At 37.1% G+C, this 24,148-nt stretch carries 25 protein-coding genes (1 of these 25 only partly in view); 17 read left to right on the top strand and 8 right to left on the bottom strand.

From position 1 onward, the window contains the following. Window positions 1-428: 428 nt before the first annotated feature. Window positions 429-1,196: an SDR family oxidoreductase gene (locus tag MHH81_RS16595; RefSeq protein WP_340923268.1), complete on the bottom strand. Its 768-nt coding sequence runs from the start codon at window positions 1,194-1,196 to the stop codon at window positions 429-431. Window positions 1,197-1,321: 125 nt separating this feature from the next. Between MHH81_RS16595 and MHH81_RS16590 the strand changes: the two genes are divergently transcribed. Beyond that, window positions 1,322-1,777 carry a GNAT family N-acetyltransferase gene (locus MHH81_RS16590; protein ID WP_340923265.1) on the top strand — a complete coding sequence of 152 codons (456 nt, stop codon included), beginning with the start codon at window positions 1,322-1,324 and terminating at the stop codon, window positions 1,775-1,777. A gap of 63 nt (window positions 1,778-1,840) precedes the next feature. On the opposite strand, the gene rlmD is transcribed toward MHH81_RS16590, so the two are convergent. Genes rlmD through MHH81_RS16575 form a run of 3 tightly spaced genes read right to left on the bottom strand, consistent with a single transcriptional unit; the run spans window position 1,841 to window position 5,015 of the window. After that, the gene (gene rlmD, locus MHH81_RS16585) at window positions 1,841-3,214 is read right to left on the bottom strand and encodes a 23S rRNA (uracil(1939)-C(5))-methyltransferase RlmD (RefSeq protein ID WP_340923262.1); all 1,374 of its coding nucleotides are present in this window, start codon (window positions 3,212-3,214) and stop codon (window positions 1,841-1,843) included. Between the two features lie 42 nt (window positions 3,215-3,256). Continuing rightward, window positions 3,257-4,066 carry a polysaccharide deacetylase family protein gene (locus MHH81_RS16580; protein WP_340923258.1) on the bottom strand — a complete coding sequence of 270 codons (810 nt, stop codon included), beginning with the start codon at window positions 4,064-4,066 and terminating at the stop codon, window positions 3,257-3,259. Window positions 4,067-4,118: 52 nt separating this feature from the next. Then, entirely contained in the window at window positions 4,119-5,015 is an 897-nt protein-coding gene (locus MHH81_RS16575) for a TIGR01777 family oxidoreductase (RefSeq protein WP_340923255.1), read from the bottom strand. A 101-nt stretch (window positions 5,016-5,116) separates the two neighbouring features. Here MHH81_RS16575 and recX point away from each other — a divergent pair, with 101 nt between their 5' ends. Genes recX through MHH81_RS16560 form a run of 3 tightly spaced genes read left to right on the top strand, consistent with a single transcriptional unit; the run spans window position 5,117 to window position 6,519 of the window. Continuing rightward, window positions 5,117-5,929 carry a recombination regulator RecX gene (recX, locus tag MHH81_RS16570; RefSeq protein ID WP_340923253.1) on the top strand — a complete coding sequence of 271 codons (813 nt, stop codon included), beginning with the start codon at window positions 5,117-5,119 and terminating at the stop codon, window positions 5,927-5,929. Continuing rightward, entirely contained in the window at window positions 5,922-6,251 is a 330-nt protein-coding gene (locus MHH81_RS16565) for a YfhH family protein (RefSeq protein ID WP_340923251.1), read from the top strand. Before recX ends, MHH81_RS16565 begins: the two co-directional genes overlap by 8 nt. Before the next feature lies 1 nt (window position 6,252). After that, window positions 6,253-6,519 (top strand): YfhJ family protein, encoded by a 267-nt coding sequence (locus tag MHH81_RS16560; RefSeq protein WP_340923248.1) that lies wholly within the window; start codon window positions 6,253-6,255, stop codon window positions 6,517-6,519. Between the two features lie 224 nt (window positions 6,520-6,743). On the opposite strand, the gene MHH81_RS16555 is transcribed toward MHH81_RS16560, so the two are convergent. Beyond that, the gene (locus tag MHH81_RS16555; protein WP_340923246.1) at window positions 6,744-7,724 is read right to left on the bottom strand and encodes a metal-dependent hydrolase; all 981 of its coding nucleotides are present in this window, start codon (window positions 7,722-7,724) and stop codon (window positions 6,744-6,746) included. Window positions 7,725-7,848: 124 nt separating this feature from the next. On the opposite strand from MHH81_RS16555, the gene mutY reads away from it, so the two are divergent. The 10 genes from mutY to MHH81_RS16505 all read left to right on the top strand — a co-directional run bounded on the left by mutY (window position 7,849) and on the right by MHH81_RS16505 (window position 18,338). Then, a complete protein-coding gene (gene mutY, locus MHH81_RS16550) occupies window positions 7,849-8,916 on the top strand; it encodes an A/G-specific adenine glycosylase (RefSeq protein ID WP_340923242.1) in 1,068 nt (355 codons plus the stop codon). Next, on the top strand, window positions 8,916-9,662 hold the full coding sequence (fabL, locus tag MHH81_RS16545) for an enoyl-[acyl-carrier-protein] reductase FabL (protein ID WP_340925293.1): 747 nt from the start codon (window positions 8,916-8,918) through the stop codon (window positions 9,660-9,662). Before mutY ends, fabL begins: the two co-directional genes overlap by 1 nt. A gap of 60 nt (window positions 9,663-9,722) precedes the next feature. Next, window positions 9,723-9,971 (top strand): gamma-type small acid-soluble spore protein, encoded by a 249-nt coding sequence (locus MHH81_RS16540; protein ID WP_340923240.1) that lies wholly within the window; start codon window positions 9,723-9,725, stop codon window positions 9,969-9,971. A 138-nt stretch (window positions 9,972-10,109) separates the two neighbouring features. Then, window positions 10,110-10,649, top strand: coding sequence for a nucleoside tri-diphosphate phosphatase (gene ntdP, locus MHH81_RS16535; protein WP_340923237.1), 540 nt, complete (start codon window positions 10,110-10,112; stop codon window positions 10,647-10,649). A 60-nt stretch (window positions 10,650-10,709) separates the two neighbouring features. Further along, complete coding sequence (locus MHH81_RS16530; protein ID WP_340923234.1) at window positions 10,710-12,464, top strand: ABC transporter ATP-binding protein; 1,755 nt, start codon at window positions 10,710-10,712, stop codon at window positions 12,462-12,464. Between the two features lie 234 nt (window positions 12,465-12,698). Next, a complete protein-coding gene (locus tag MHH81_RS16525) occupies window positions 12,699-13,718 on the top strand; it encodes an ABC transporter ATP-binding protein (protein ID WP_340923229.1) in 1,020 nt (339 codons plus the stop codon). Continuing rightward, window positions 13,693-14,676 (top strand): ABC transporter ATP-binding protein, encoded by a 984-nt coding sequence (locus MHH81_RS16520; protein WP_340923226.1) that lies wholly within the window; start codon window positions 13,693-13,695, stop codon window positions 14,674-14,676. The genes MHH81_RS16525 and MHH81_RS16520 overlap by 26 nt, the downstream gene beginning before the upstream one ends. 24 nt (window positions 14,677-14,700) lie before the next feature. Beyond that, window positions 14,701-16,353, top strand: coding sequence for an ABC transporter substrate-binding protein (locus MHH81_RS16515; protein WP_340923224.1), 1,653 nt, complete (start codon window positions 14,701-14,703; stop codon window positions 16,351-16,353). A gap of 69 nt (window positions 16,354-16,422) precedes the next feature. Then, window positions 16,423-17,427 carry an ABC transporter permease gene (locus MHH81_RS16510; protein WP_340923220.1) on the top strand — a complete coding sequence of 335 codons (1,005 nt, stop codon included), beginning with the start codon at window positions 16,423-16,425 and terminating at the stop codon, window positions 17,425-17,427. A gap of 14 nt (window positions 17,428-17,441) precedes the next feature. Beyond that, entirely contained in the window at window positions 17,442-18,338 is an 897-nt protein-coding gene (locus tag MHH81_RS16505) for an ABC transporter permease (protein ID WP_340923216.1), read from the top strand. A 777-nt stretch (window positions 18,339-19,115) separates the two neighbouring features. On the opposite strand, the gene MHH81_RS16500 is transcribed toward MHH81_RS16505, so the two are convergent. Together MHH81_RS16500 and MHH81_RS16495 are read right to left on the bottom strand one after the other, a co-directional pair. Further along, a complete protein-coding gene (locus MHH81_RS16500) occupies window positions 19,116-20,198 on the bottom strand; it encodes an FUSC family protein (protein WP_340923213.1) in 1,083 nt (360 codons plus the stop codon). A gap of 143 nt (window positions 20,199-20,341) precedes the next feature. Then, window positions 20,342-21,631, bottom strand: a complete 1,290-nt coding sequence (locus tag MHH81_RS16495) for a glutamate-1-semialdehyde 2,1-aminomutase (RefSeq protein ID WP_340923209.1) — start codon at window positions 21,629-21,631, stop codon at window positions 20,342-20,344. 183 nt (window positions 21,632-21,814) lie between these two features. Between MHH81_RS16495 and bcp the strand changes: the two genes are divergently transcribed. The 3 genes from bcp (at window position 21,815) to perR (ending at window position 23,797) form a co-directional block, all read left to right on the top strand. Further along, entirely contained in the window at window positions 21,815-22,297 is a 483-nt protein-coding gene (gene bcp, locus MHH81_RS16490; protein ID WP_340923208.1) for a thioredoxin-dependent thiol peroxidase, read from the top strand. 3 nt (window positions 22,298-22,300) lie between these two features. After that, the gene (locus MHH81_RS16485; protein ID WP_340923206.1) at window positions 22,301-23,245 is read left to right on the top strand and encodes a D-2-hydroxyacid dehydrogenase; all 945 of its coding nucleotides are present in this window, start codon (window positions 22,301-22,303) and stop codon (window positions 23,243-23,245) included. Window positions 23,246-23,353: 108 nt separating this feature from the next. Next, complete coding sequence (gene perR / locus MHH81_RS16480) at window positions 23,354-23,797, top strand: peroxide-responsive transcriptional repressor PerR (RefSeq protein ID WP_340923204.1); 444 nt, start codon at window positions 23,354-23,356, stop codon at window positions 23,795-23,797. 242 nt (window positions 23,798-24,039) lie between these two features. On the opposite strand, the gene MHH81_RS16475 is transcribed toward perR, so the two are convergent. After that, window positions 24,040-24,148: the end of a YgzB family protein gene (locus MHH81_RS16475; protein WP_340923202.1), read on the bottom strand. Its footprint extends 236 nt past the window's final position; only the last 109 of its 345 coding nucleotides appear in the window; its start codon lies off the right edge, out of view; its stop codon occupies window positions 24,040-24,042.

Here is a 24,148-nt window from a genome sequence, read left to right as displayed (position 1 = left end):
TTTTTTGTATACTTTTTATTAAAAATACTATTTTTTGTAGGCAATTGATTGTAGTGAAAGACGGCGACTCCAGCGGGAATAGCAAATGTTTTCTGCACCGAAAGCGAAGCGGCAGGTGCATGAGCTGAAGGCCCCGCAGGAGCGAACATAGGAACGAAGGCTAAGAACGCCACCTCGTGTGGCAACGCCTTCGTGACCAACATCGTGTTGGCCTGAGGAGACTAAAGCCATGCCCGCGGAAAGCGTCCGTCTGGAACGGAAATCAATACATTAGAAAAGGGACCATCTCTCAGTCAATGTATGACTTTGGCATGACCAACATCGTGTTGGCCCGAGGAGGCTCGTCCCTCGCCTGAGGAAAGCGAATGCCAAAGCGCTAAATTCTCTTAGCGGCTATTTGATAGATAACCCTCGATATAATAGTGCCATTATTTTTTGTATCTCCAGCCGCCATCATCGTTATAAATCATTAGTTTGGACATGCCTCCATCAATAGTTATTGTTTCACCATTAATGAAATCATTGTTTGGATCACATAAGAAAATGGCAGCTCTTGCGATGTCAGTTGGAGTCCCAATTCGCTTGGAAGGATGTTGTAGGTGATCTTCTGCAGACGATTTATAGGTTTCTCCATTTTCATGATAAGCACTCGTGTCAATCCAACCAGGGCTAATAGCGTTTACTCTGACTTTTCCCGCTAAGCTAATTGAAAGTGCATGGGTTAGCGCAGATATGCCTCCCTTTGCTGCACTGTAACTTTCTGTATCTGCCTGAGACATAAATGCTCTCGTAGACGTCATATTGATGATAGCTGCATGTTTGTTAAAGTGAGATTGGAACAGCTTTGTCAGCATATAGGGAGCAGTTATTCCAACTTGCAATATTTCATTAAAATCTTCATAGCTACAATCGCTTAATATTCCTTTATTACTGAAACCCGCATTATTTATTAAGAAATCGATACATCCGTATTGTTGTATCACTTGATTTGTAAATAATTCGATATCTTCTTTTTTAGCAATATCTCCAGAGAAAAATAAATGATTGCCAGATAAGGAAGCGTGTACTTTTTGCCCAGTGGCCGCATCTTTATCTACAAAAGCAATGGTGCCTCCAAGCTTAGAAAACTCTTCCACAAGACATCTGCCAATCCCGTTAGCTCCACCAGTTATGACAAAAACTTTTCCTTGAAACATGACATCACCATTCTCTCTTATTAAAATATTAGCTTATCATTAAATAATAACGCACAAAAACGAGAGAATCGAGGATAAAGGTAAAAAGCCTTTAGTATAATATTTCTACATTTCGAGGTGAAAAAATGGAAACATTTAAAGTGAGAAGAATAGATACCTTAGTTACAAAAGATCTATTCCATTTAATAAAAGAAAGTAAGAAAGAGGGGTTTCGCTTTCTAGAAAGACTAATGATTGATTATGAAGATGGTACAAATACTTTCCATAGGGCTGGGGAATGTTTATTTGGTGTTTATACAAAGCAAGGAGTACTTATAGCTATAGGTGGACTTAATTTGGACCCTTTTTCTGATGATCAAAAAGTTGGAAGACTGAGAAGGTTTTATGTAGCAAAAGAATTTCGTAGAAGGGCTGTAGGGACATTATTGTTAAATGAAATAATTACGGAAGCAAGGAAATATTTTAACGTATTAGTGTTACATACAGATACAGTGCAAGCTGCTGCGTTTTATCATCATTTTGGATTTTTGGATGTAAATAATTACCCAAATTCTACCCATTATTTGAACTTGCAAAGTTAATAGGATTAACAGTAAAAGAGACCCCCCTAAATTCAATTTCTGATTTTAGGGGGGAGAAATTTATTATTTTAATTCCAACAAGGTAACGGCTTCAACATGAGCTGTTTGAGGAAACATATCTACTGGTTGAATGTATTTAATTTCATAAACTTTTGATAAGGCTTCTAAATCTTTTGCAAGTGTCGAAGGGTTGCAAGATGTGTAAACAAAACGTTTTGGCTTGATATCTAAGATTGTTTTTAATAATTCATCATCCAGACCAGCACGTGGTGGATCTACTGTTAATACATCTGGAACGAAGCCTTCGTTTTTCCACTTTTGTAGCCATTGCTTCGCCGTACCGTGCACATATTTTGTGTTGCTGAATCCATTGCGTTTTGCATTTCTTTTCGCATCTTTAATTGATTCTTCCACAATATCCATACCCCGAACTTCTTTTGCATTTTTTGCAAGCCAAAGTCCAATGGTTCCAACTCCACAATAAGCATCTACTACTGTTTCTTGTCCTGTAAGTGCAGCAGCCTTTTCGATTTCGTTATACAGATGCCCAGTTTGCTCCGGATTCAACTGGAAGAATGCTCGAGCTGATAAGTCAAAAGCAAGTTCTCCAAGTTTTTCATGAATCGTTTCTTTCCCATGCAAGTTAAATGTAGTGTCACCAAAAATAAGCGAGGTATCTTCTGCATTTATATTCTGACTGATGGACACAATATTAGGATCTATTGCTCGTATTTTTTGCACTAGTTCTTCTTTATGGTGCATTTTCTTTTGTGTTGTAACTAGTGTTACTTGTATTTGCCCGGTTTTCAAACCAGTTCGAACGACAATGGTACGGACGACTCCTTTAGAATTTCTACCATCGTAAATAGAGATGTTTAGTTCTTGTAAATATTTTTTTATTTCATTTGTAATATGTGTTGTAACAGGATGTTGTACGGAACATTCGTTAATGTCGACTAACATGTTAGATTCTTCGGCATACAAGCCTGCAATCACATTGTCTCCTAGTTCTCTTACTTGAAATTGACTTTTGTTGCGATAATGCCAAGGATTGTCCATGCCCATTGTTTGTTTCACTTCAATAGTTGGAGCTAAATCTTTCACGTAACGTTCCAGTGCTTGAATGACCAAATCTCTCTTTTCAATAAGCTGTCTTTCGTATGTCATATGTTGAAGTTGACAACCACCACAAGCTTCATAAATAGAGCATGGAGGATTTACTCGGTGTGGAGAAGCTTGTCGGATTTTTTTGATCGTTGCTTCTGCGTATTTTGGCTTTGCTGCCGTTACCTCTGCAGTAATTATCTCCCCAGGTAATGCACCTTTTACAAATACAGCACTGCGCTTGAAAAAGCCAACGCCTTCTCCATTAATTCCTAGTCTTTTAATCGTTAAAGGGAATTGTTGTCCCACTTGAATTGTATCTTGTTCTTTCATTCTTTCACGTCCTTTACAATCATCTTTCTATTATAAAGGAGATTACCGAGGAAGAAAAGAAAGCGGAATATCCAGTTTATTCATGTTTAAATCATTTAGTGTTCCAAATGTATATCCCATTTTTCTTGCATCTTTGATAAATGAAGGTAGCCCTTCTGCATTATCAGGTGAAACAGTATGCATTAAAATAATAGCTCCAGGGTGAATTTGTGACATTAATTGATCATAGGCGTATTTCCCACCTTTTTTCTGATCTCTATGCCAATCAATAAAAGCAATTGACCAAAAGAAGTGTTGGTGCCCAATTTCATTTGCCGCCTCTAGCACTTGCTCATTAAAAATACCTTCAGGTGGTCGAGTGACGGTTGTTCTTTCTAATGAAGTAAGCTCCTTTAAGCGATTATCAAATTTCTGCAGTTCTTTTTTAATTTCATCTTTAGAAAGTCTCGCTAAATTGGGATGCCCATATGAATGGTTGCCAATCTGGTGCCCATCCTCTATCATCCGTTTGACAAGCGGAGTTGCACTTTCTAAATAATGACCTGTTAAAAAGAATGTAGCTTTAATTTTCTCGGTCTTTAATGTATCTAGAATGCTTTCCGTATAACCGTTTTCGTATCCATTATCAAACGTTAAGTAGAGTACTTTTTTATCCGCAGGTCCTTTGTAAATAGCTCCATGTTTTTCGAGTAAAGCATCGAGCTCTGCACCAGCTTCTGCTTGTTTTTCATTTGTAGCCCTTTTTAATCCCCAATGAATTTCTTTTCCTTGAGCTGAGAACGGCTGATACGAGAAGCCAATACTTATTATTAATGCTGCTAAAACGATACCAACAATATGGTGTTTCCACATAAAAACGCAACCTTTCTTTTTTTAGTAGGTTGCGCCATTAAGGTTTGTTTATTCATGTATAAATATCAGTTAAAGCACTGGTTAGGTCAGGAAATTTAAAAGCAAATCCTTTTTCTTTTAACACTTCTGGAATGACATGTTGACCCTCTAGTACGAGTTGACTTTTCTCGCCGAGTGCAAATTTTAAGGCGAAAGAAGGAATAGGGAAGTAATGCGGGCGTTTTAAAACTTTAGCTAAAGATTTACCAAAATCACTCATTTTTTTTGCATTGGGAGCAGCCACATTAAAAGCGCCATGTATATCGTGTTCGATTGCAAAAAGAAGTGCATTCGCTACGTCTTCCACATGAACCCACGACATCCAGTTTTGACCGGCACCCACTGGACCTCCAACAAACATTTTATATGGAAGAGCCATGAGAGGCAGTGCGCCTTCGCTTTTTCCAAGAATGATTCCAAATCTACCAAAAGCTACGCGGATGCCTAATTGCTCTGCTAGCTTTGCTTTTTGTTCCCAATCATCTACGGTTTTTGCTAGAAAGTCTGTTCCAATAATCGTAGATTGTTCTGTATATATTCTCTCGTTGGAGGCTGGATAAATGCCAATTGCGCTTGCGTTCACAAGAACTTTGGGTTTATGGTGTAAAGCATTTACTATTCGAAGAATCTCATCTGTTGCTCGCATACGACTCTCATAAATTTTCTTTTTTTGCGCTTCTGTCCATCTGCCATTATTTATAGATTCTCCTGCTAAATTCACAATGGCGTCTATACCTTCTAAATCCTTTTCAGGCTGAGCATTATTTGTTAACCAGTTAATAATAGCTACGTTGTCTGTATTTTTATTAGCTGACCGAGATAAAATTAAAACGTCGTGTCCTCTTTGCATCAATAGTTCCGTTAATGCTCTTCCTACAAAACCAGTTCCTCCTGTAATTGCTATTTTCATATTTTCCAACCTCCCCTTTTATCAATATAATAGCAGTCCAATCATTTATCACCTACGAAGATATACGTTATAATTGAAGAAAGATGAATGGAGATGTCTAAATGCCGATTATTACAAGAATAGGTCGTCAAAAAAACAATAATGAACGGTATAATATATATTTAGATGAAAAGTATGCGTTTAGTGTGGATGAAGCAGTATTAATAAAATATCAGCTTACAAAAGGAAAAGTAATAGAGGCTTTCACACTAGATGAAATCGTTTTTGATGATGAAGTGAGAAAGGCTTATAATAAAGCGATTAACTTTTTGAGTTACCGTATGAGAAGTGAACATGAAGTGAAACAAAAACTATTAATGAGTGAGTATGGAGAAGCCGTCATTCTAGAGGCAATTCGAAAATTATATGAGCATGGTTTTTTAAATGACGAAAACTTTTCAAAAGCATTAATAGAAACTCAAAAGAAAAATAGCAAAAAAGGGCCCGGAGCAATTCGACAAGAACTAAAGAATAAAGGGATTGAAAAGGATTTAACCGAAGAAGTATTGGCTTCTTATTCGGAAGAAGAACAGCTAACAATTGCTCGAACCCTAACAGAAAAAATTATTAATCAATACCAGAGTAAGACTCCTAGACAAATAAAACAAAAAGTACAAGATACTTTACAAAGAAAAGGATATAACTTTACGATTATATCCCAAGCAATTGACTCATTTGAACTGGAAAAAGAAGAGGAAGAATGGGAAGCAATCATTGCTATACAAGGCGATAAAATATGGAGAAAGTATGCTTCCAAATATAGCAGTTATGATCTGAGAAGGCGTGTGAAACAAGCACTATATCTAAAAGGATTTCCTGCTGAGCATATCGATCTTTATATAGAAAAGAAGGAGCTGGAACAACAAGATGAATGAAAAAAAATATAGTCAGATGACTGAGCAAGAGCTTAGAACAGAAATTGCTAATTTAAAAGAGAAAGCACGAAAAGCAGAACAGCTAGGCATTGTAAATGAATATGCTGTATATGAACGGAAAGCAACGATGGCACAAGCGTTTTTAATAGATCCTGCATCTATTAAGCCAGGAGAAATGTATAGAATTACCGGCGATCCAGGTATGTTTTTTCAGGTAGAATATCTAAAAGGTCAATTTGCATGGGGATATCGTCTAGGTGGAGACAAGTTCGAGGAAGCATTACCTATTTCATTATTAGAGACAATTAAGGAAGGAAAATAAAATGCAGCATAAAATAGAAGCTTTAACAAACCAATTACTTGAAAAAAATGAGCAACTTTCAGCATCAAAGGCTAGAGCATGGATTGAATTACTTTGGTCCGATTTTGAATCATCTTATGCGCGTGCTGGTTACGATTACAAGGGAGCAGCAGTGGCTGAAATGGTAATTAAAAAATGGATTGATGGTTATGGTGGGCAACTTCATGAATTTGCTAGTACAAATGAAAAGTATAAACATCTCCTTGAAGTGGATGATTTTCTTCAGTAAAAAAGCTAGGACATTTTTTGTCATTGCATCAGTTTGACGACACAAGTATTTTTTTAAACGGTTATGAATATATGGCAAGGACCACCACGAAGACTCCTGTGGGAACAGCTTGAGCAGAAGACCCCGCAGGAACGCAGTGACGAGGAGGCTGAAGCCAAGCCCACGGAAAGCGAAGTGGTGGTCCTTGCCGAATTGACATTTTTTTGTCCTAGCATTTCTAAATTTTAATTGGATAAAAAATCTAATTTTTTTCGAAGCTTGTCCTCGCTAAAAATCCAACCTGTATAAGAGTTAAGGATTTCAAGTTCTTCATTTAAATGGACAACTGCAACGAAGGGGTAATAATCATTATTTCGATATCGTAAATCAATTAATCGAACTTCATGTATATGCTCAAATTTCGTAATTTCCCATCTGAAAATGGGGGAAAAGGATGTAAAAGCGCTTAAGTTTCTATCTTTTAATGCCGCTTTTACTAGAGCGGTCTCTGGTAAGGGAACTCGATCAAATTTATCATAAATCGTTATTGATCGTCCGTATGCCCTTCCGACATAATGATGTTTGTCTGAAATAGCGGCAACTCTCCATTGGAAAAACTTCATGGTTGGAGCTACAATAATTTCCTCTGCATCCGGAAGTGTATGTTTTACAGAATTTTTTACAGCACTTTGAACGGCAAATCGGGAAATGTAATAGACGACTATTACGACGTACATAATAAGAAAGGTCGTAACGGGATTAAAACCAAACATCCACAATAATAAACCTACTACATGAATACCGAAAATAATCGGATCAAAGGTATTAATAACGCCAAGCGCAACCCATTTTTTAGAAAATGGCCGTAATGCTTGTGTTCCATACGAGTTAAAAATGTCTACAAAAACATGTAAAAATACAGCTAAAAATGTCCAAAGCCATAAGTGTAAAAAGTTTGCTTCAGGTATGATGAGCCATAGAACACCCGAAATAAGCAATGGCCATAAAAGTACAGCTGGGATAGAATGTGTAATACCACGATGATGTCGAATATAAACTGCATTGTTACGTAACTTTAAAACGGTATCTATGTCAGGTGCTTGAGAACCAATGATTGTGCCTGCAATAACTGCAGTAGTAGTAAGGGAACTACTTGCTACGACAGGGTCTGCTAACGCTAATCCTCCAAGCGCAATACCCATAACGATATGTGTACCTGTATCCATGCTACACCAGCTCCTTTTTGGACAACAAGTTATCTTCATCATAAAATAAAATGGATAGATAACAAAGTACTTATTATTATATACCACGTATTTGTTAACAATAATCGTGAGGAAGGTTCTTACATTGAACGAATTATACAAAAAACAAGTTAGAGATGCACTAGTTTCCTGGTTTCTAGAAGAAAAACGTGATTTACCTTGGAGAAAAACAAAAGATCCTTATAAAATTTGGGTTTCTGAAGTAATGCTCCAGCAAACAAAAGTGGATACCGTTATTCCTTATTATGAAAGATTTATCGCAAAATATCCTTCCCTTGAATCACTTGCTACTGCAAAAGAAGGTGAGCTTTTAAAAGAATGGGAAGGTTTAGGGTATTATTCACGAGCACGCAACTTACAAGCAGGCGTAAAAGAGGTTGTCGAAGCTTACGGAAGTGTCGTTCCATCAACTCGGAAAGAAATTTCGAAGCTTAAAGGCGTCGGACCCTATACAGCAGGTGCTGTTCTTAGTATTGCATATGGCGTTCCAGAGCATGCAGTAGATGGTAATGTGATGCGAGTACTCTCTCGTCTTTTATTCATAAAAGAAGACATCGCGAAGCCAAAAACGAAGAAAATATTTGAAGAAGCAGTAATGGAGTTAATAGACGAAAATAATCCTTCTGCATTCAATCAAGGATTAATGGAGCTGGGAGCGGTAATATGTACCCCAACCAAGCCGAAATGTTTACTCTGTCCAGTAAGAGAATATTGCACAGCCTTTTTTGAAGGCAAGCAAGAAGAGTTACCAATTAAAACTATAAATAAAAAAACGAAATTACATAAAATGAAGGCTGTTGTTATAGAAAGAGATAACGGACAAATTTTATTGGAGAAACGCCCATCCAAGGGATTACTTGCGAATATGTGGCAATTCCCTATGGTAGAGCTTCCTACCGCTACTCACACAGTAGAAGAAGTAGTGGCGCACGATTATGGAATAACGATAAAAAAAGAGAATGAATTAATAGCCTTTAAACATATATTTTCTCATTTAGTATGGGAAGTGGAGAGCTTTGAAGGAGAATTAGTAACAGAGAAAGAACTGCCAGCTCCTTGTAAATGGTTCACAAAAGAAGAAGTAAGTAATCAACCAATGCCTGTTCCAGTAATTAAGATTTGGAATGCATGGAAAGAAAGGAAAAATATATGATGTCAACAAATAAAGTAGCATTAGTCACTGGAAGTAGCCGAGGATTAGGCAAAGCACTTGCCATTGAGCTTGCGAAAAACGGATACGATATCGTTGTTAATTATGCTCGAAGTAAAACAGCAGCACTTGAAACAGTACAAGAAATAGAAGCGTTAGGAAGAAAAGCACTTCTTCTTCGAGCAAATGTTGGGGATGTTGAAAAACTTCGTGCCATGTTCCAAACAATCAAAGAAGAATTTGGTCGCTTAGATATCTTCGTTAGCAATGCGGCTTCAGGCGTATTGCGTCCGATTATGGGGTTAGAAGAGTCACATTGGGATTGGACAATGAATATTAACGCAAAAGCAATGCTTTTTGGTGCGCAAGAAGCTGCTAAGCTGATGCCTGATGGTGGGAAAATATTAGGAATCAGTTCTCTAGGATCCATTCGTTATTTAGAAAATTATACAACGGTTGGAGTATCAAAGGCTGCAATTGAATCCATTACACGTTACTTAGCAGTAGAGCTTGCTGAAAAAGGAATTGCTGTTAACACCGTTTCTGGTGGAGCACTCGATACAGATGCATTAAAGCATTTTCCAAATCGTGAACAATTATTAGAAGATGCACGAGTAAATACTCCGGCAGGAAGAATGGTCGAAATAGAGGATATGGTGAAAACCGCTATGTTTTTATTGTCGGATGACGCCTCAATGATCAGAGGTCAAACAATTATAGTTGATGGTGGACGATCGATAAAAATGTAAAAAAAAAATGAATAATATTTCTTAAAGTACACATGATATATGTGTGCGGAGGTGAAATCCATGAAAAAGAATTTTGGTAAAGGACCAAACTCTACATCCAAAAATGCTGAGTTTGCATCTGAAACAAATGTTCAAGAGGTAAGAGAACAAAATCGCCAATCTCAGTTAGGTAAATCCCAAAAGCAACCCCAAAACACTGAGTTTGCATCTGAAACTGATGTTACAGAAGTGAGAGAACAGAACCGTCAAGCTGAAATGAAAAAACAACAAGCTAACGGGGCAAATAATTCTTCTAACCAAACAAAATAATTACATGGATTCACCAAAAGTCAGCGAAGGCAAAATGCCTTCGCTGATTTTTTTACTACAGTTTTTTCCTTTGGATTGCTATAATAAGTAAATAAGTATAAAATTCAATCTTGCGCTTGATGAAAAGGTGGCTAAGTCATGGCGATTCCAACAGAAGGAGAAATTATTCAAATTCACAGCTATAAGCATAATGGCCGTATCCACCGTGTCTGGCAGGAGACGATGGTTTTAAAGGGTACCAAAAATATTGTTATAGGTGCAAACGAACGTACACTTGTAATAGAGGCCGATGGTAGAACCTGGATTACAAGAGAGCCTTCTATTTGTTACTTTCATGCAGAACATTGGTTTAATATTATTTGTATGTTACGTGAAGATGGTGTGTATTACTACATCAACATAAGCTCACCATTTGTCTATAATAATCAAAGGCTAAAATACATTGATTATGATTTAGACGTGAAGGTTTTTCCAGATATGACCTACACGATTTTGGATGAGGACGAATACGAACAACATAAAAAAGAGATGAAATATCCAGATGAAATGGACGGTATTCTAGAACGGAATATTGAAAAACTACTTTCTTGGATAAAACAAAGAAGAGGCCCGTTCGCGCCTGACTTTATAGACGCATGGACAAGTCGTTATCATTTCTATAAAAAGTTGAATGAGTAGACGAAAAACCTGTTGAATACATACAACAGGTTTTTCCAGTGTTAGAAAGGAAGTAAATGTATGAGCTCGATGAAGCGATATATGCAATTTGTTAAACCATATAACTTACAAATATTTTTAACAATTGTCATAGGTATCATAAAATTTGCAATACCTTTATTTATACCGCTCCTTATTAAAATCGTGATTGACGATATTATTGGGGCAGAAGCATTAACTGATGCAGAGAAGATAAAGCAATTAGTGTATTGGTTAGGAGGTACGGCGTTAGTCTTTCTAATCGTTCGTCCACCTATTGAGTATTATCGACAATATTTGGCACAATTAGTGAGTAATAAAATACTGTACGATATTCGTCAAAAAATGTACATTCATCTGCAAAAATTAAGCTTAAAATATTATTCTAATACTCGCGCAGGGGAAGTTATTTCAAGGGTAATCAATGATGTAGAGCAAACCAAGAACTTTGTAATGATTGGGTTAATGAATGTGTGGCTAGATTTAGCAACCATTCTTATTGCAATTGGAATCATGTTATCCATGAATGTGAAATTAACAATCGTTACGCTAATTGCTTTTCCATTTTACGCATTCAGTGTAAAGTACTTTTTTGGGAGACTTCGCGATTTAACGAAAAAAAGATCGCAAGCATTAGCGGGTGTTCAGAGTTATTTACATGAACGTGTGCAGGGAATGAGCATTATTAAAACGTTCACATTAGAGAAGCATGAACAAAAACTTTTTAATGAAGCGAACGGTGAGTTTTTAGATAAAGCAGTCGATCAGACTATTTGGAATGCGAAGGCCTTTGCTGTTGTCAATACGATTACGGATATCGCGCCACTACTCGTAATAGCGTATGCAGGATATGAAGCGATAAATGGAAGATTATCGGTCGGAACGATGGCTGCATTTATTGCATATATAGAACGTTTATATAGTCCTTTAAGACGTTTGGTTAATTCTTCTACAACGTTAGTACAATCATTTGCATCGATGGATCGTGTTTTTGAATTAATGGATGAAGAATACGACATTGTCGATAAAAACGGAGCATCTACATTAAAAAATGCAACAGGAGAAGTTACGTTTTCAAATGTATCATTCCAGTATGAAAAAGATGGACATACCATTCTAAAAGATATGAATTTCTGTGTGAAAGCTGGCGAAACAGTAGCGTTTGTCGGCATGAGTGGCGGAGGTAAATCAACGATAATTAGTCTGATTCCACGTTTTTATGATGTTACTAATGGTAGCGTTCGAATAGATGGGAAAGATGTACGTGATATTACAATTGAGTCATTAAGAAGACAAATAGGTATTGTATTACAAGATAATATATTATTTAGTGACTCCGTTAAGTCGAATATATTAATGGGGAAACCTGATGCGACAGACGAAGAAGTTATCGAAGCTGCGACAGCTGCTAATGCCCATGATTTTATTATGGATTTACCAGAAGGATATGAAACAAAGGTTGGAGAACGGGGAGTAAAACTTTCCGGAGGACAAAAGCAGCGTGTAGCAATTGCACGAGTCTTTTTAAAAAATCCTACTATTTTAGTTCTAGATGAGGCTACTTCAGCATTAGATTTAGAGAGTGAATCTTTAATTCAAGATTCATTAGAGCGATTGGCAAAAAACCGTACGACTATTATAGTAGCTCATAGACTTTCTACAATTACCCATGCAGACAAAATATTTGTTATTGAAAATGGGGAGCTAGCCGAAGAAGGAAATCACCACGAATTAATGAACAGTAAAGGTGTATATTATAATCTTTTTCAAATTCAACAATTAGATCCTGAAAACTGAAAGAAGCACCCTATAAGTTGTCGACACACTTATAGGGTGTTTTTTTGGTGAAATAATATCTGAATTTTTAATTAATTTATTGTATAAGAATACTTAAATAAGGATATTCAATAAGAAAAAAGACTTATGATATTTCAAGAAAGTATTGCATATAGGATTTTTTTGTGTAGAATATCAATATACACTCAAAAAGATAGAAAATTTGAATTATTGAAAATGAAATGAGGGAGCATCATGACAGAACGTGAAATAATTTTAGAAGTGAAAGACCTTCAAACTTCCTTTTTCACAGATGATGGTGTTATTCCATCCGTAGATTACATTGACTTTCACATTAGAGAAGGAGAAATACTTGGAATCGTTGGAGAATCAGGCTGTGGTAAAAGTGTGACTTCCCTTTCTATAATGGGCTTAGTTCCTAGTCCTCCAGGTAAAATTACGAATGGTCAGATATTATTTAGAGGAAAAGACTTAACAAAATTATCCGAACGGGAAATGCGAAGCATTCGAGGAAATGAAGTGGCAATGATTTTCCAAGAGCCTATGACATCATTAAATCCTTTATTTACAATTGGTAATCAGCTGATAGAAGCAATAACACTCCATAAAAAAGACTGGAGTAAAAAACAAGTGAAAGCAAGAGCTATAGAAATGTTGAAGTTGGTTGGATTGCCTAGAGCAGAAGAATTGATGAAGGATTATCCTCACCAACTATCAGGGGGAATGAGACAGCGAGTCATGATTGCGATGGCGCTTGTATGTGATCCTCAAGTTTTAATAGCCGACGAGCCAACAACAGCATTAGATGTCACAATTCAAGCTCAAATACTCAAGCTTATGCGAGATCTGAATGAACGATTAAATACAGCAGTTATTTTAATTACGCATGATCTAGGGGTTGTCGCAGAAACTTGTGAACGAGTTGTCGTGATGTATGCGGGAAAAGTAGTAGAAGAGGGATCAGTGGAAACGATATTCAATAATCCGCAGCATCCATATACAAAAGGTTTAATTGCTTCTGTACCGGATATGCGCTTTAAAAAACAGCGATTGTATTCCATTCCTGGAAATGTCCCAAAGCCAGGTATGATAAAACAGGGATGTCGCTTTGCAGCTCGTTGTGACTTTATGTTTGGACGTTGTACAGAAGAAAGCCCGCCGCTATATGAAACCTCTAAAGGTCATCAAACGAGATGCTTCTTATACGATGAGAAGGAGGTGGTAGTTAATGACAAAACCGCTGCTACAAGTTGAAGGATTAAAAAAGTATTTTCCCATCCATTCAGGGGTGTTAGGAAAACAATCTGGTTATGTAAAAGCAGTGGACGATGTGTCCTTTTATGTCAATGAAGGAGAGACACTTGGGATTGTGGGCGAGTCTGGTTGTGGCAAATCTACTACTGGCCGAATGCTTATGAGGTTGCTAGAGCCAACTGAAGGTAAAGTAACTTTTGATGGAAAAGAACTTACAAGTGTTTCTAATACAGCAATGCGAAAAGCTAGAAGAGAAATTCAGATGGTATTTCAAGATCCGTATGCTTCTCTTAATCCAAGACATACAGTAGAGAAAATATTAATGGAGCCACTCATTGTTCATAATATTGGAGATAAAGAGAGTCGTAAAAAGAAAGTATATGATTTTCTAGAAATTGTAGGACTTAGTAGTTATCATGCGAAACGGTATCCACATCAGTTTAGTGGAGGGCAGAGACAACGTATTGGAATTGCTAGAGCACTAATGACAAATCCGAAACTAATTATTGCGGATGAGCCAGTTTCCGCGCTCGATGTTTCGATACAAGCGCAAGTACTAAATTTGATGCAAGACTTACAAAAAGAACTAAAGCTAACGTATATCTTTATCGCACATGATTTAGGGGTGGTGCGTCATATAAGTGACCGCGTTGGCGTGATGTATTTAGGTAAAATGGCTGAACTAGCTACGAGTGAATCTCTTTATGCAGAGCCACTTCATCCGTACACGAAAGCATTGCTTTCAGCAGTTCCAGTACCCGATCCAGCATTTAAAAGGGAGCAGATTATTTTAGAAGGCGATATTCCTAGTCCTTCAAATCCGCCAACTGGTTGTACTTTTCATACGAGATGTCCATTTAGAATGGACGTTTGTACAACGGTTGTACCGAAGTTAGAAGAAGTGAAAACTAGTCATTTTGTTGCCTGCCATTTATATAGTGAAGCAGTGCAGCATTGATAATATATTTTACGGAGGGGTAATATGGGGACAAAGAAAATATGGTCATTTTTATTAATGATGTTAGTTGCTCTAACTGTAGTCCTTGCTGCATGTTCATCTGAAAAAGAAACAGGTGGAGACAAAGAAACAAGCACAGATAAAGAGAACGAGGGCACTACAACTGAAGGGGCAACAGAAGAAGCTGGAGAAAAAGTACTTATCTTCGGTCGCGGTGGGGATTCTGTATTCTTAGATCCTATTGCTGCAACAGATGGCGAGTCTTTCAAAGTTACGCAAAACGTTTTTGAAACATTACTAAACTTTGGTGATGAAGATACAACGATCAACCCTGGTTTAGCAAAAGAGTGGGAAGCGTCTGAAGATGGACTTACTTACACTTTTAAACTTCAAGAAGGAGTTAAATTTCACGACGATACTGATTTCAATGCAGAGGCTGTTGTGAAAAACTTCGAACGTTGGGCAAATGGATCTGAAGATAAATTCCCATACTATGCTTCTATGTTTGGTGGATTTAAAGCTGATGAAGGTCATGTAATCGAATCTGTTACTGCAGATGGAGATTACACAGTTGTATTCAAATTAAAACGTGCACAAGCACCTTTCTTAAAAAATATCGCTATGAGTCCATTCGGAATTGCAAGTCCAACTGCATTTGAAGCAGCTGGCGATAAATTTGGAGATAATCCAGTAGGTACTGGACCATTCAAATTTGTAGAATGGAAACGTAATGATTCAATCACTATCGAAAAATTCGACGGTTATTGGGTTGATGGTCTTCCAAAACTTGATAAAGTCATTTTTCGTTCGATTCCAGATAACTCAGCTCGTTTAAATGATTTACTTGCTGGAGCAATTGATTTAGCAGATGGTGTTAACCCTGCTGATGGTGTAACAGTAGAAGGAGATTCAAGCTTACAATTATTTGAACGTCCATCTATGAACGTTGGATACCTTGGTTTAACGACTACTCGCCCTCCGTTTGACAATGTAAAAGTACGTCAAGCAATGAACTATGCAATTGACAAACAAGCGATTATAGATGCATTCTTCGAGGGTCGTGCTCAGGTTGCGAAAAACCCAATGCCACCTTCTATTAGTGGATACAATGATGATATTCCAGGGTATGAATACGATCCTGCAAAAGCAAAAGCACTTTTAGCGGAAGCAGGATTTGCAGATGGCTTTGAAATGGAATTATGGGCAATGCCTGTTCCAAGACCATATATGCCAGATGGAGCAAAAGTTGCAGAAGTTATTCAAAAGAACCTAGAGGATATAGGAGTAAAAGCAAAAATTGTTTCTTACGAGTGGGCGACATATTTAGAAAAAGCACGCAACGGAGAAGCTGATGCATTCATGTTAGGTTGGACTGGTGATAACGGTGATGCTGATAACTTTATCTATGTATTATTAGATCAAGACAATATTGGAAGCAATAACTACACTTACTATAGCAACGATGAACTTCACAAAATCTTAATTGAAGCACAAACAGAAGTGGACGAAGAAAAACGTAATGACTTGTATAAGCAAGCTCAAGAAATCATTTTTGAAGATGCACCTTGGGTTCCACTTGCACACTCAACTCCATTACTTGCTGGAAAAGCGAATATAACTGGCTTCATACCACATCCGACTGGATCTGATAAATTAACGAACGTAGACTTTAAGTAAAATGCTTGGAGGGGAGAGGTCTTCGAGATTTCTCCCCTTACTTGATTTCATAATGGAGAGGTGAAGACAATGCTTCACTATATCGGAAAAAGATTATTACAACTTATCCCTGTTTTGCTTGGCATGACATTTCTTGTTTTTATGATCATACGTGCTATTCCTGGTAACCCAGCTCAAGTTATATTGGGGCAGTTAGCATCGAAAGAAGCGGTAGAAGCTTTAGAAATTAAGCTAGGCTTAAACAATCCTTGGTATACGCAATACATTGATTATTTAATTGGCCTTTTTAAAGGGGATTTAGGGGAATCGATGCGAACGGTTCAACCTGTATCGAAAGAGATTTGGCCGTATTTAGCAGCTACTTTTGAGTTGGCGTTTTTTGCCATTTTGATAGCAGTCATTATTGGGGTTAATGCAGGTATTATATCTGCTTGGTTCCAAAATTCCTGGTTTGATTATTTTGCGATGGTATTAGCTTTAATCGGTGTGTCTATGCCAATTTTTTGGTTAGGATTAATGGAGCAGTGGATTTTTGGGATAGAACTACAATGGTTACCGACGAGTGGTCGAGAAGATGTGAGAAATCCTATTTCATCGGTCACGAACTTATATGTACTTGATACGATTATAAACGGTAGGTTTGAACAACTCGGTCAAGTGTTAAAACACTTGGTGTTGCCTGGGATTGCACTTGCTACCATTCCAATGGCCATTATTGCACGAATGACGAGATCCAGTATGTTAGAAGTAATGAGAGCAGATTACGTTCGTACTGCAAGAGCAAAAGGGCAAAAAATGTTTTGGGTTGTTTATAAGCATGCTTTAAAAAATGCCATTATTCCTGTATTAACAGTTATCGGGCTTCAAATGGGTCTGTTACTAGGTGGAGCGATCTTAACAGAGACAATATTTAGTTGGCCAGGCATAGGTAGATATATTTATGATGCTATTCAATTTCGAGACTATCCAGTCATTCAATCAGGAATATTAATCGTAGCGTTTATTTTTGTCATGATTAATCTATTCGTTGATATTTTATATGGTCTAATCGATCCTAGGATTAAATATGACTAAAAGGAGGAATAGATATGTCCGGAATAGTTCCGAATTTGATAAATGAAACAATTGCAGTAAAAGATCAGTCGACTGGTCCTTGGCGAGATGCATGGCGAAGCTTCCGTAAAAATAAATTAGCGCTTGTAGGAGCAGGGATTGTTCTTTTCTTCATCCTTTTAGCTATTTTTGGTCCACTATTTGCACCGCAAGGAATAAATGATCAGCTTTTAAAGGATCGATTGAAGCCTCCATCAAGTCAATATTGGTTTGGAACAGATGACTTAGGGCGAGATGTTTTTTCACGTATTATTCATGGGGCGCGGATCTCTCTTTGGGTAGGTACTTCCTCTGTAATTGGGTCAGTAGTAGTTGGTAGTATTTTAGGTATTATTGCAGGTTATTATGGGAAGTGGATAGATACGATTATATCTAGAATTTTTGATATCATGTTAGCTTTTCCAAGTATTTTATTGGCAATTGCTGTTGTCTCTGTTTTAGGACCTTCCTTACAAAATGCTTTAATTGCTATCGCTATTATCAACATTCCTAACTTTGGTCGTCTCATTCGTTCAAAGGTATTGAGTATTAAAGAAGAGGAATACATAACTTCTGCGAAAGCAATTGGAATGAGAGATATTCGAATATTATTTTCTCATATTCTACCGAACTCAATGGCTCCTGTGATTGTTGCGGGTACTTTAGCAATCGCTTCTGCTATTATTGAAGCTGCTGCTTTAGGGTTTCTTGGACTTGGGGCAGAAGCACCTGCACCAGAGTGGGGGAAAATGTTAGCAGATGCTCGTATGTTTTTACGAAATGCACCGTGGGCGATGATTTTTCCAGGGCTAGCAATTATGCTAACGGTTTTAGGGTTTAACTTAATGGGAGATGGATTACGAGATGCATTGGATCCACGAATGAAAAACTAAAAAACGTGCCGCCTAGTTATCTGGGTAGCACGTTTTTTTAAAAGATTAGAAAGTATATAATTTTGCGTTCCAGGCGGACGCTTTCCGCGGGGTGAGCGATGAGCCATCACCGTAGCTCACGCGTCCGTTGTGATGTCTCATCTGTCTCACAGAAGAACAAAGGCTAAGAGCGCCACATCGTGTGGCAACGCCTTCGTGACCAACATCCTGTTGGCCTCCGTTGGAGTCGCCGACTTTCACTACAATCAAGAAATGTTTCAAATCACTCATAAAAGAAAGGACAACTAAAAGATAAGGAAGTATATAGTTTTTGAGTGCATAAATTCACTGGTACTTGAGATAGGAAAATGCAGTGGATTGTATACAAGGTAAGGTAGAGGGGATGGATCTGTTAGCTGCAAGAATATTTAAGAAGAGCATTTCTGTTAATTTTCTTCTACTGGTAAAAGAGTATATGACCAAAAAATAGTTAGCATCTATTGTATAGAGGAGCATAAGAGCACCCGAAATTGCATCTTCGGGTGCTTCTTTTATGAGTTGGAAAGCATCTTTTTACTCATTATCCAAAAAGATCTTACCCTTATTCGTACTGTTGAAGGAGGGCGACGGACAGACAAACGCCATAAGATTACCAAGGAAAGAGAGGCTGGTCGTGACGTCAGTCACGACCAGCCTCTCTTAAAAATCAATCGGTAATGATATAGCAATAAGTCCGTCCAAAGACCTCCGAAAACGATACAAAACAGGTTTTGTAAATAGAGGGCGCTTGCGCTTTTCTTAGTAAGGAGTTTCTTCTATTTTCACAGTTAGTTCTTTGCTGTGGAAGTTTTGGTAGGAAGTAATTAGAGTATCCACATGTTCTAATTGTTCTTCGTATTTCAGTATGGATGATAAAAAGTGAAGCAAGTGATAGGTTGAAAACTCTTCTTCTTCTTGAGTTAATGCTATTTGTTGCACAAATATGTTCATTACTTCTTGTCTCTGAAGAAAGGCATCTGAACCGTCCCATTCCATATGTTCGGGTTTTAATTTTCCAAGGAATTTTAAATGTAACTGTTCGTGATACGTTAAAAGAGCATCCAAACGTTCTTTTATCATCATTCGAAAATGCTCTGGTAGCTCCATCAGCTCATTTTCATGAAGGTTGAGCCTTTTAAGTACGTCTAAGCTTTTATAAGAAGTAGAAATTAGTTCCCGGTAAACAACTATTTTTCTTCCCTTTGTATGCATTGATTTCTTGGTATAACCACGTTCTTCTTTAAAAAACAAATAAATTTGATCTATTCGACTAAGGCGGTCTTTTAATTGATTAATAGCTTGTTTTGTTGATTGATGATCTGAAGCACTTCTAACGGCAATTCGAATCCATCGGATAATTTCATCTTGTGTATAGTGAATAGCATTAAATAGTTTTGTTTCAAATTTAGGTGGTAAAAACACTAAGTTAACGACGAATGCGGATAAAACTCCAACAAGAATAGTTAAGAAACGAATTAATGCGAACATTAAAAAGTCATCACTTTGAATTTCCATAATCGCAATAACGGTTACAAGTGCTAAAGAAATCGTTTTTTCCAGTTTAAACTTAAGCATAAGTGAAATGGCTACAATTGCAGCGAATCCTACAGTAATATAATGATTGCCGAAAGCTAAAGCGAATAGCACTGCAATTGCTGCGCCAATTAAATTGGATTGCACTTGCTCGATAACTGTCAAATAGGATCTATAAATCGAAGGCTGAATGGCAAAAATTGCGGCTATTCCTGCAAATACAGGACTAGGTAGCTGAAGTAAGTCAGCCATAAATAATGAAAATACTATAGCTACTCCAGTTTTAAATATTCGTGCTCCCAATTTCATTTAATCCTATCCTTTCCTCATCGGAGATATACATGTTTTTAATAATAGGCTCTGTTAAACGATCATGTTCTAAAGAAACTACAGCCTAATTTAACAGAGCATAATAATAAGAAAGGATAACTATTCTACATAGTAACTCGTTCTTATATAAGCTGAGCAAAAGCTTTATTGACAGCAGTAATTGTTTCAATAATATCATTTTCTGTATGCGCAGTTGTAATAAACCAAGCTTCATATTTGGAAGGAGCAAGATTAATACCTTGTTGCAGCATTAGTTTGAAAAATTTAGCGAACATTTGACCGTCACTTGCTTCTGCTTGCTCATAGTTCTCTACTTTTACATCGGTAAAATACACAGAAAGTGCACCTTTAATACGGTTGATTGTAATCGTTATGTTGTTGTTCTTCGCTGCTTCTAAAATTCCTGCTTCTAATAAAGCTCCAAGTCTATCCAGTTCTTCATATAAGCCAGGGGATTGTAAAACCTCTAAACAAGCAATACCAGCCTGCATAGATGCTGGATTACCAGCCATAGTTCCCGCTTGGTAAGCTGGACCTAGTGGCGCAACTTGTTCCATTATTTCTTTTTTGCCACCATATGCACCGATTGGGAGACCGCCACCAATTATTTTACCCAGAGCTGTTAAATCTGGTGTTTCATTTAACATAGTAGATGCTGCACCATAGTGGAAGCGGAATGCTGTAATCACTTCATCATAAATGACTAGCGCACCTTTGTCTTGTGCCATTTTATGAACAAGTGGTAAGAATCCTTCGTTTGGCTCAACCATACCGAAATTTCCAACGATTGGTTCTACTAGAATACAAGCAAGTTCATGTCCCCATTTTTCCATTGCTTCTTGATAAGCTTTGGGATCATTAAATGGAATTGTTATTACTTCTTTTGCAATCGATTGTGGGACTCCTGCTGAATCTGGTATTCCAAGCGTAGCAGGACCTGAACCAGCCGCAACTAATACTAAGTCAGAATGTCCATGATAACATCCAGCAAATTTCATTACCTTTGTTCTTCCTGTATAGGCACGAGCAACACGAATTGTAGTCATGACAGCTTCTGTTCCAGAGTTTACAAAACGCACTTTATCCATAGAAGGGATTGCATCTTTTAACATTTTTGCAAAAGTAACTTCATGTTTTGTAGGAGTACCGTACAATAAGCCCGTTTGTGCTGCTTTTGTAATTGCCTCAGTTATATGGGGATGCGCATGACCAGTAATGATCGGACCGTATGCAGCTAAGTAATCGATATATTTATTTCCATCCACGTCATAAAAGTATGCACCTTCCGCTCTTTCCATGACGATTGGTGCACCCCCACCGACAGCTTTATAAGATCTCGATGGGCTATTCACTCCACCTACAATATGTTCTAGTGCTTCTACTTGTATTTGTTCCGATAATGTTTGTTTCAATTGTATTACCTCCGCGTAGTATTTCTTTATGTAAGGATTAGAAAGTATAACTTTTCTATATAGTACTGTCTAGTTTCGCCCTGCACTTTTCTTATTTTAGACAATATTGATGAAAAAGGCTAAAGAAAATTGAACATATACATAAAGTTCGTTACGATAGATGTAAATAGAGGAGGGATTTTGATGCAAATATTGGAAGGAATGGTTGCGCCAAAGTTTTCATTGAAAAATGAAAAAGGAGAGTTTGTATCATTAGAGAATTTTGCAGGTAAGCGATATGTCGTTTTATTTTTTTATCCAAAAGACTCAACTCCAAGTTGTACGACAGAAGCCTGTGATTTTCGAAATGCTTATACCGACTTCGCTGATTTAAATGCAGTTATACTTGGTGTCAGTGCAGATGACGAAAAAGCACATACGAAATTTATTGAAAAACATGGTCTTCCATTTTCATTATTAATTGATAAAATGCATGAAGTGTCAGAAGCATATGGAGTATGGAAGTTGAAAAAGAACTTTGGTAAAGAATATATGGGAATTGAACGAACTACGTTTTTAATTGATCCTACGGGTACAGTCGTAAAAGAATGGCGAAATGTGAGAGTAAAAGGCCATGTAGAAGAAGCATTACATACATTAAAATCAATAGCAAATAACGGAGAATAAAAGATGAATATATTATTTTCTTTTTTACCCAAAGAAGAGCAGCAAGCTAATTTAAGAAATGATTTTCCAAAAGCGGTATTTAACTTTCAAAAAGGCTTAGATAAAGAAGCGTTAAAAACAGCTGATATTTTTGTTACGTATGGTGAAGACTTACATGCAACTGACATCGAAACAGCTGAAGAGCTGAAATGGATTATGGTTGCATCGGCTGGAATGGAAAAAATGCCTTTAAAGGAAATAGCTAACCGTCAAATTGTTGTAACGAATGTTAGAGGAATTCATAAAACTCCTATGGCAGAGTCGATACTGGCACATATTCTCTCTATAAAAAAATCACTTCCAATGGTTGCTGAAAATCAACGTAAAGGTGAATGGTCTAAGCGGGTGCCTTCTTCAGAATTATTAGGCTCAAAAGCATTAATTTTAGGACCTGGTGCAATAGGTGGAGAGGTAGGAAGGATACTGCAAGCTTTTGGAGTTCAGACGATTGGGTGCAATCGTAGTGGACAAGCAGCACCATACATGGATGAAATGACTTCATTTGAAAATCTTACTAAGGCATTACCATTTGCAGATTTTGTGATTTCCATATTACCAAGTACAGAATTAACAAAAGGATTGTTGACGTATGAGCATTTTCAGTCTATGAAGCCTACTACTCTATTTATGAATTTTGGTAGAGGGGATGTTGTCAAGGAAGACGTGCTGCTTCGTGCAATAAGAGAGGAATGTATCGCTTTTGTAGTCTTAGATGTTTTTGAAAAAGAGCCGCTATACGAAGGTCATCCATTTTGGGAAATGAGTAATGTAATTGTATCGCCTCATATTTCTAGTCATTCCTCTCAATATGTTGTGCGGGCTCTTGAGATTTTTTCAAGAAATTTAACAGAATGGATGCGCGGTAGTAACCATTTGGAAAATTTAATTGATATGGAAAGAGGCTATTAAGGCTATTTCTTCATTTCATCTCTCTTTAAAAATTTGACAGCCATGCCTTTTCTTATTTATACTTATTATAAATTAACTTATAATAAACATGAAGAGAGGTGCATTGCGATGACGGAAGTACATTTAAGAGATGCTTTAGATACATTAAAATCAACTGGTGTACGTATTACACCTCAGCGCCATGCGATATTGGAATTCATTATTCAATCCATGTCACATCCCACTGCGGACGATATATATAAAGCACTTGAAAAAAAATTTCCAAGCATGAGCGTTGCGACTGTATATAATAACTTACGTGTATTTAGAGAAGCTGGGTTAGTAAAAGAATTAACGTATGGTGATTCATCTAGTAGATTCGACTTTATCACGAATGATCATTATCATATGATTTGCAATGCTTGCGGTAAAATAGTGGACTTCCACTATCCAGGATTAGATGAGGTAGAACATTTAGCTTCTCATTTAACTGGTTTTGATGTAAGTTCTCATCGAATGGAGATTTACGGAACTTGTCCTACATGTAAAGAGCATGCAACAAAAGTTCAATAAGAAAACCGAGCGTAGAAGTTTACGCTCGGTTTTTTATATGCTCTTTTTAAACTTTATATTAGCGAAAGTTTGGCTAGTAATCAGATGATTTTCGCTAGAATTTAAAACCGTATTAATAGGAAGTCAATTATTTTATTTATTTCTAGTCTCTCAATCAATGCTAGAAATAACACAGAATTGACCATCTTTATTTTCTCAATATTTTTGTAGACTATGTTAGTATAAAAAAGCAAAGTGCAAAATTATTTCTTTCGATTTAAATTGGCATCGAACTCTTGTCCTTCAAGAGATGGATCAAGCGTTAAAGGTTCTTTACAGTACATACACATATCTACTCTACCTAAAACTTTA

This window comes from Psychrobacillus sp. FSL H8-0484, from assembly GCF_038005325.1.
Classification (GTDB): Bacteria; Bacillota; Bacilli; order Bacillales_A; family Planococcaceae; genus Psychrobacillus.
The sequence above is the reverse complement of the archived record's forward strand: the minus strand, read 5'-3'. Positions and strand labels throughout refer to the sequence as shown.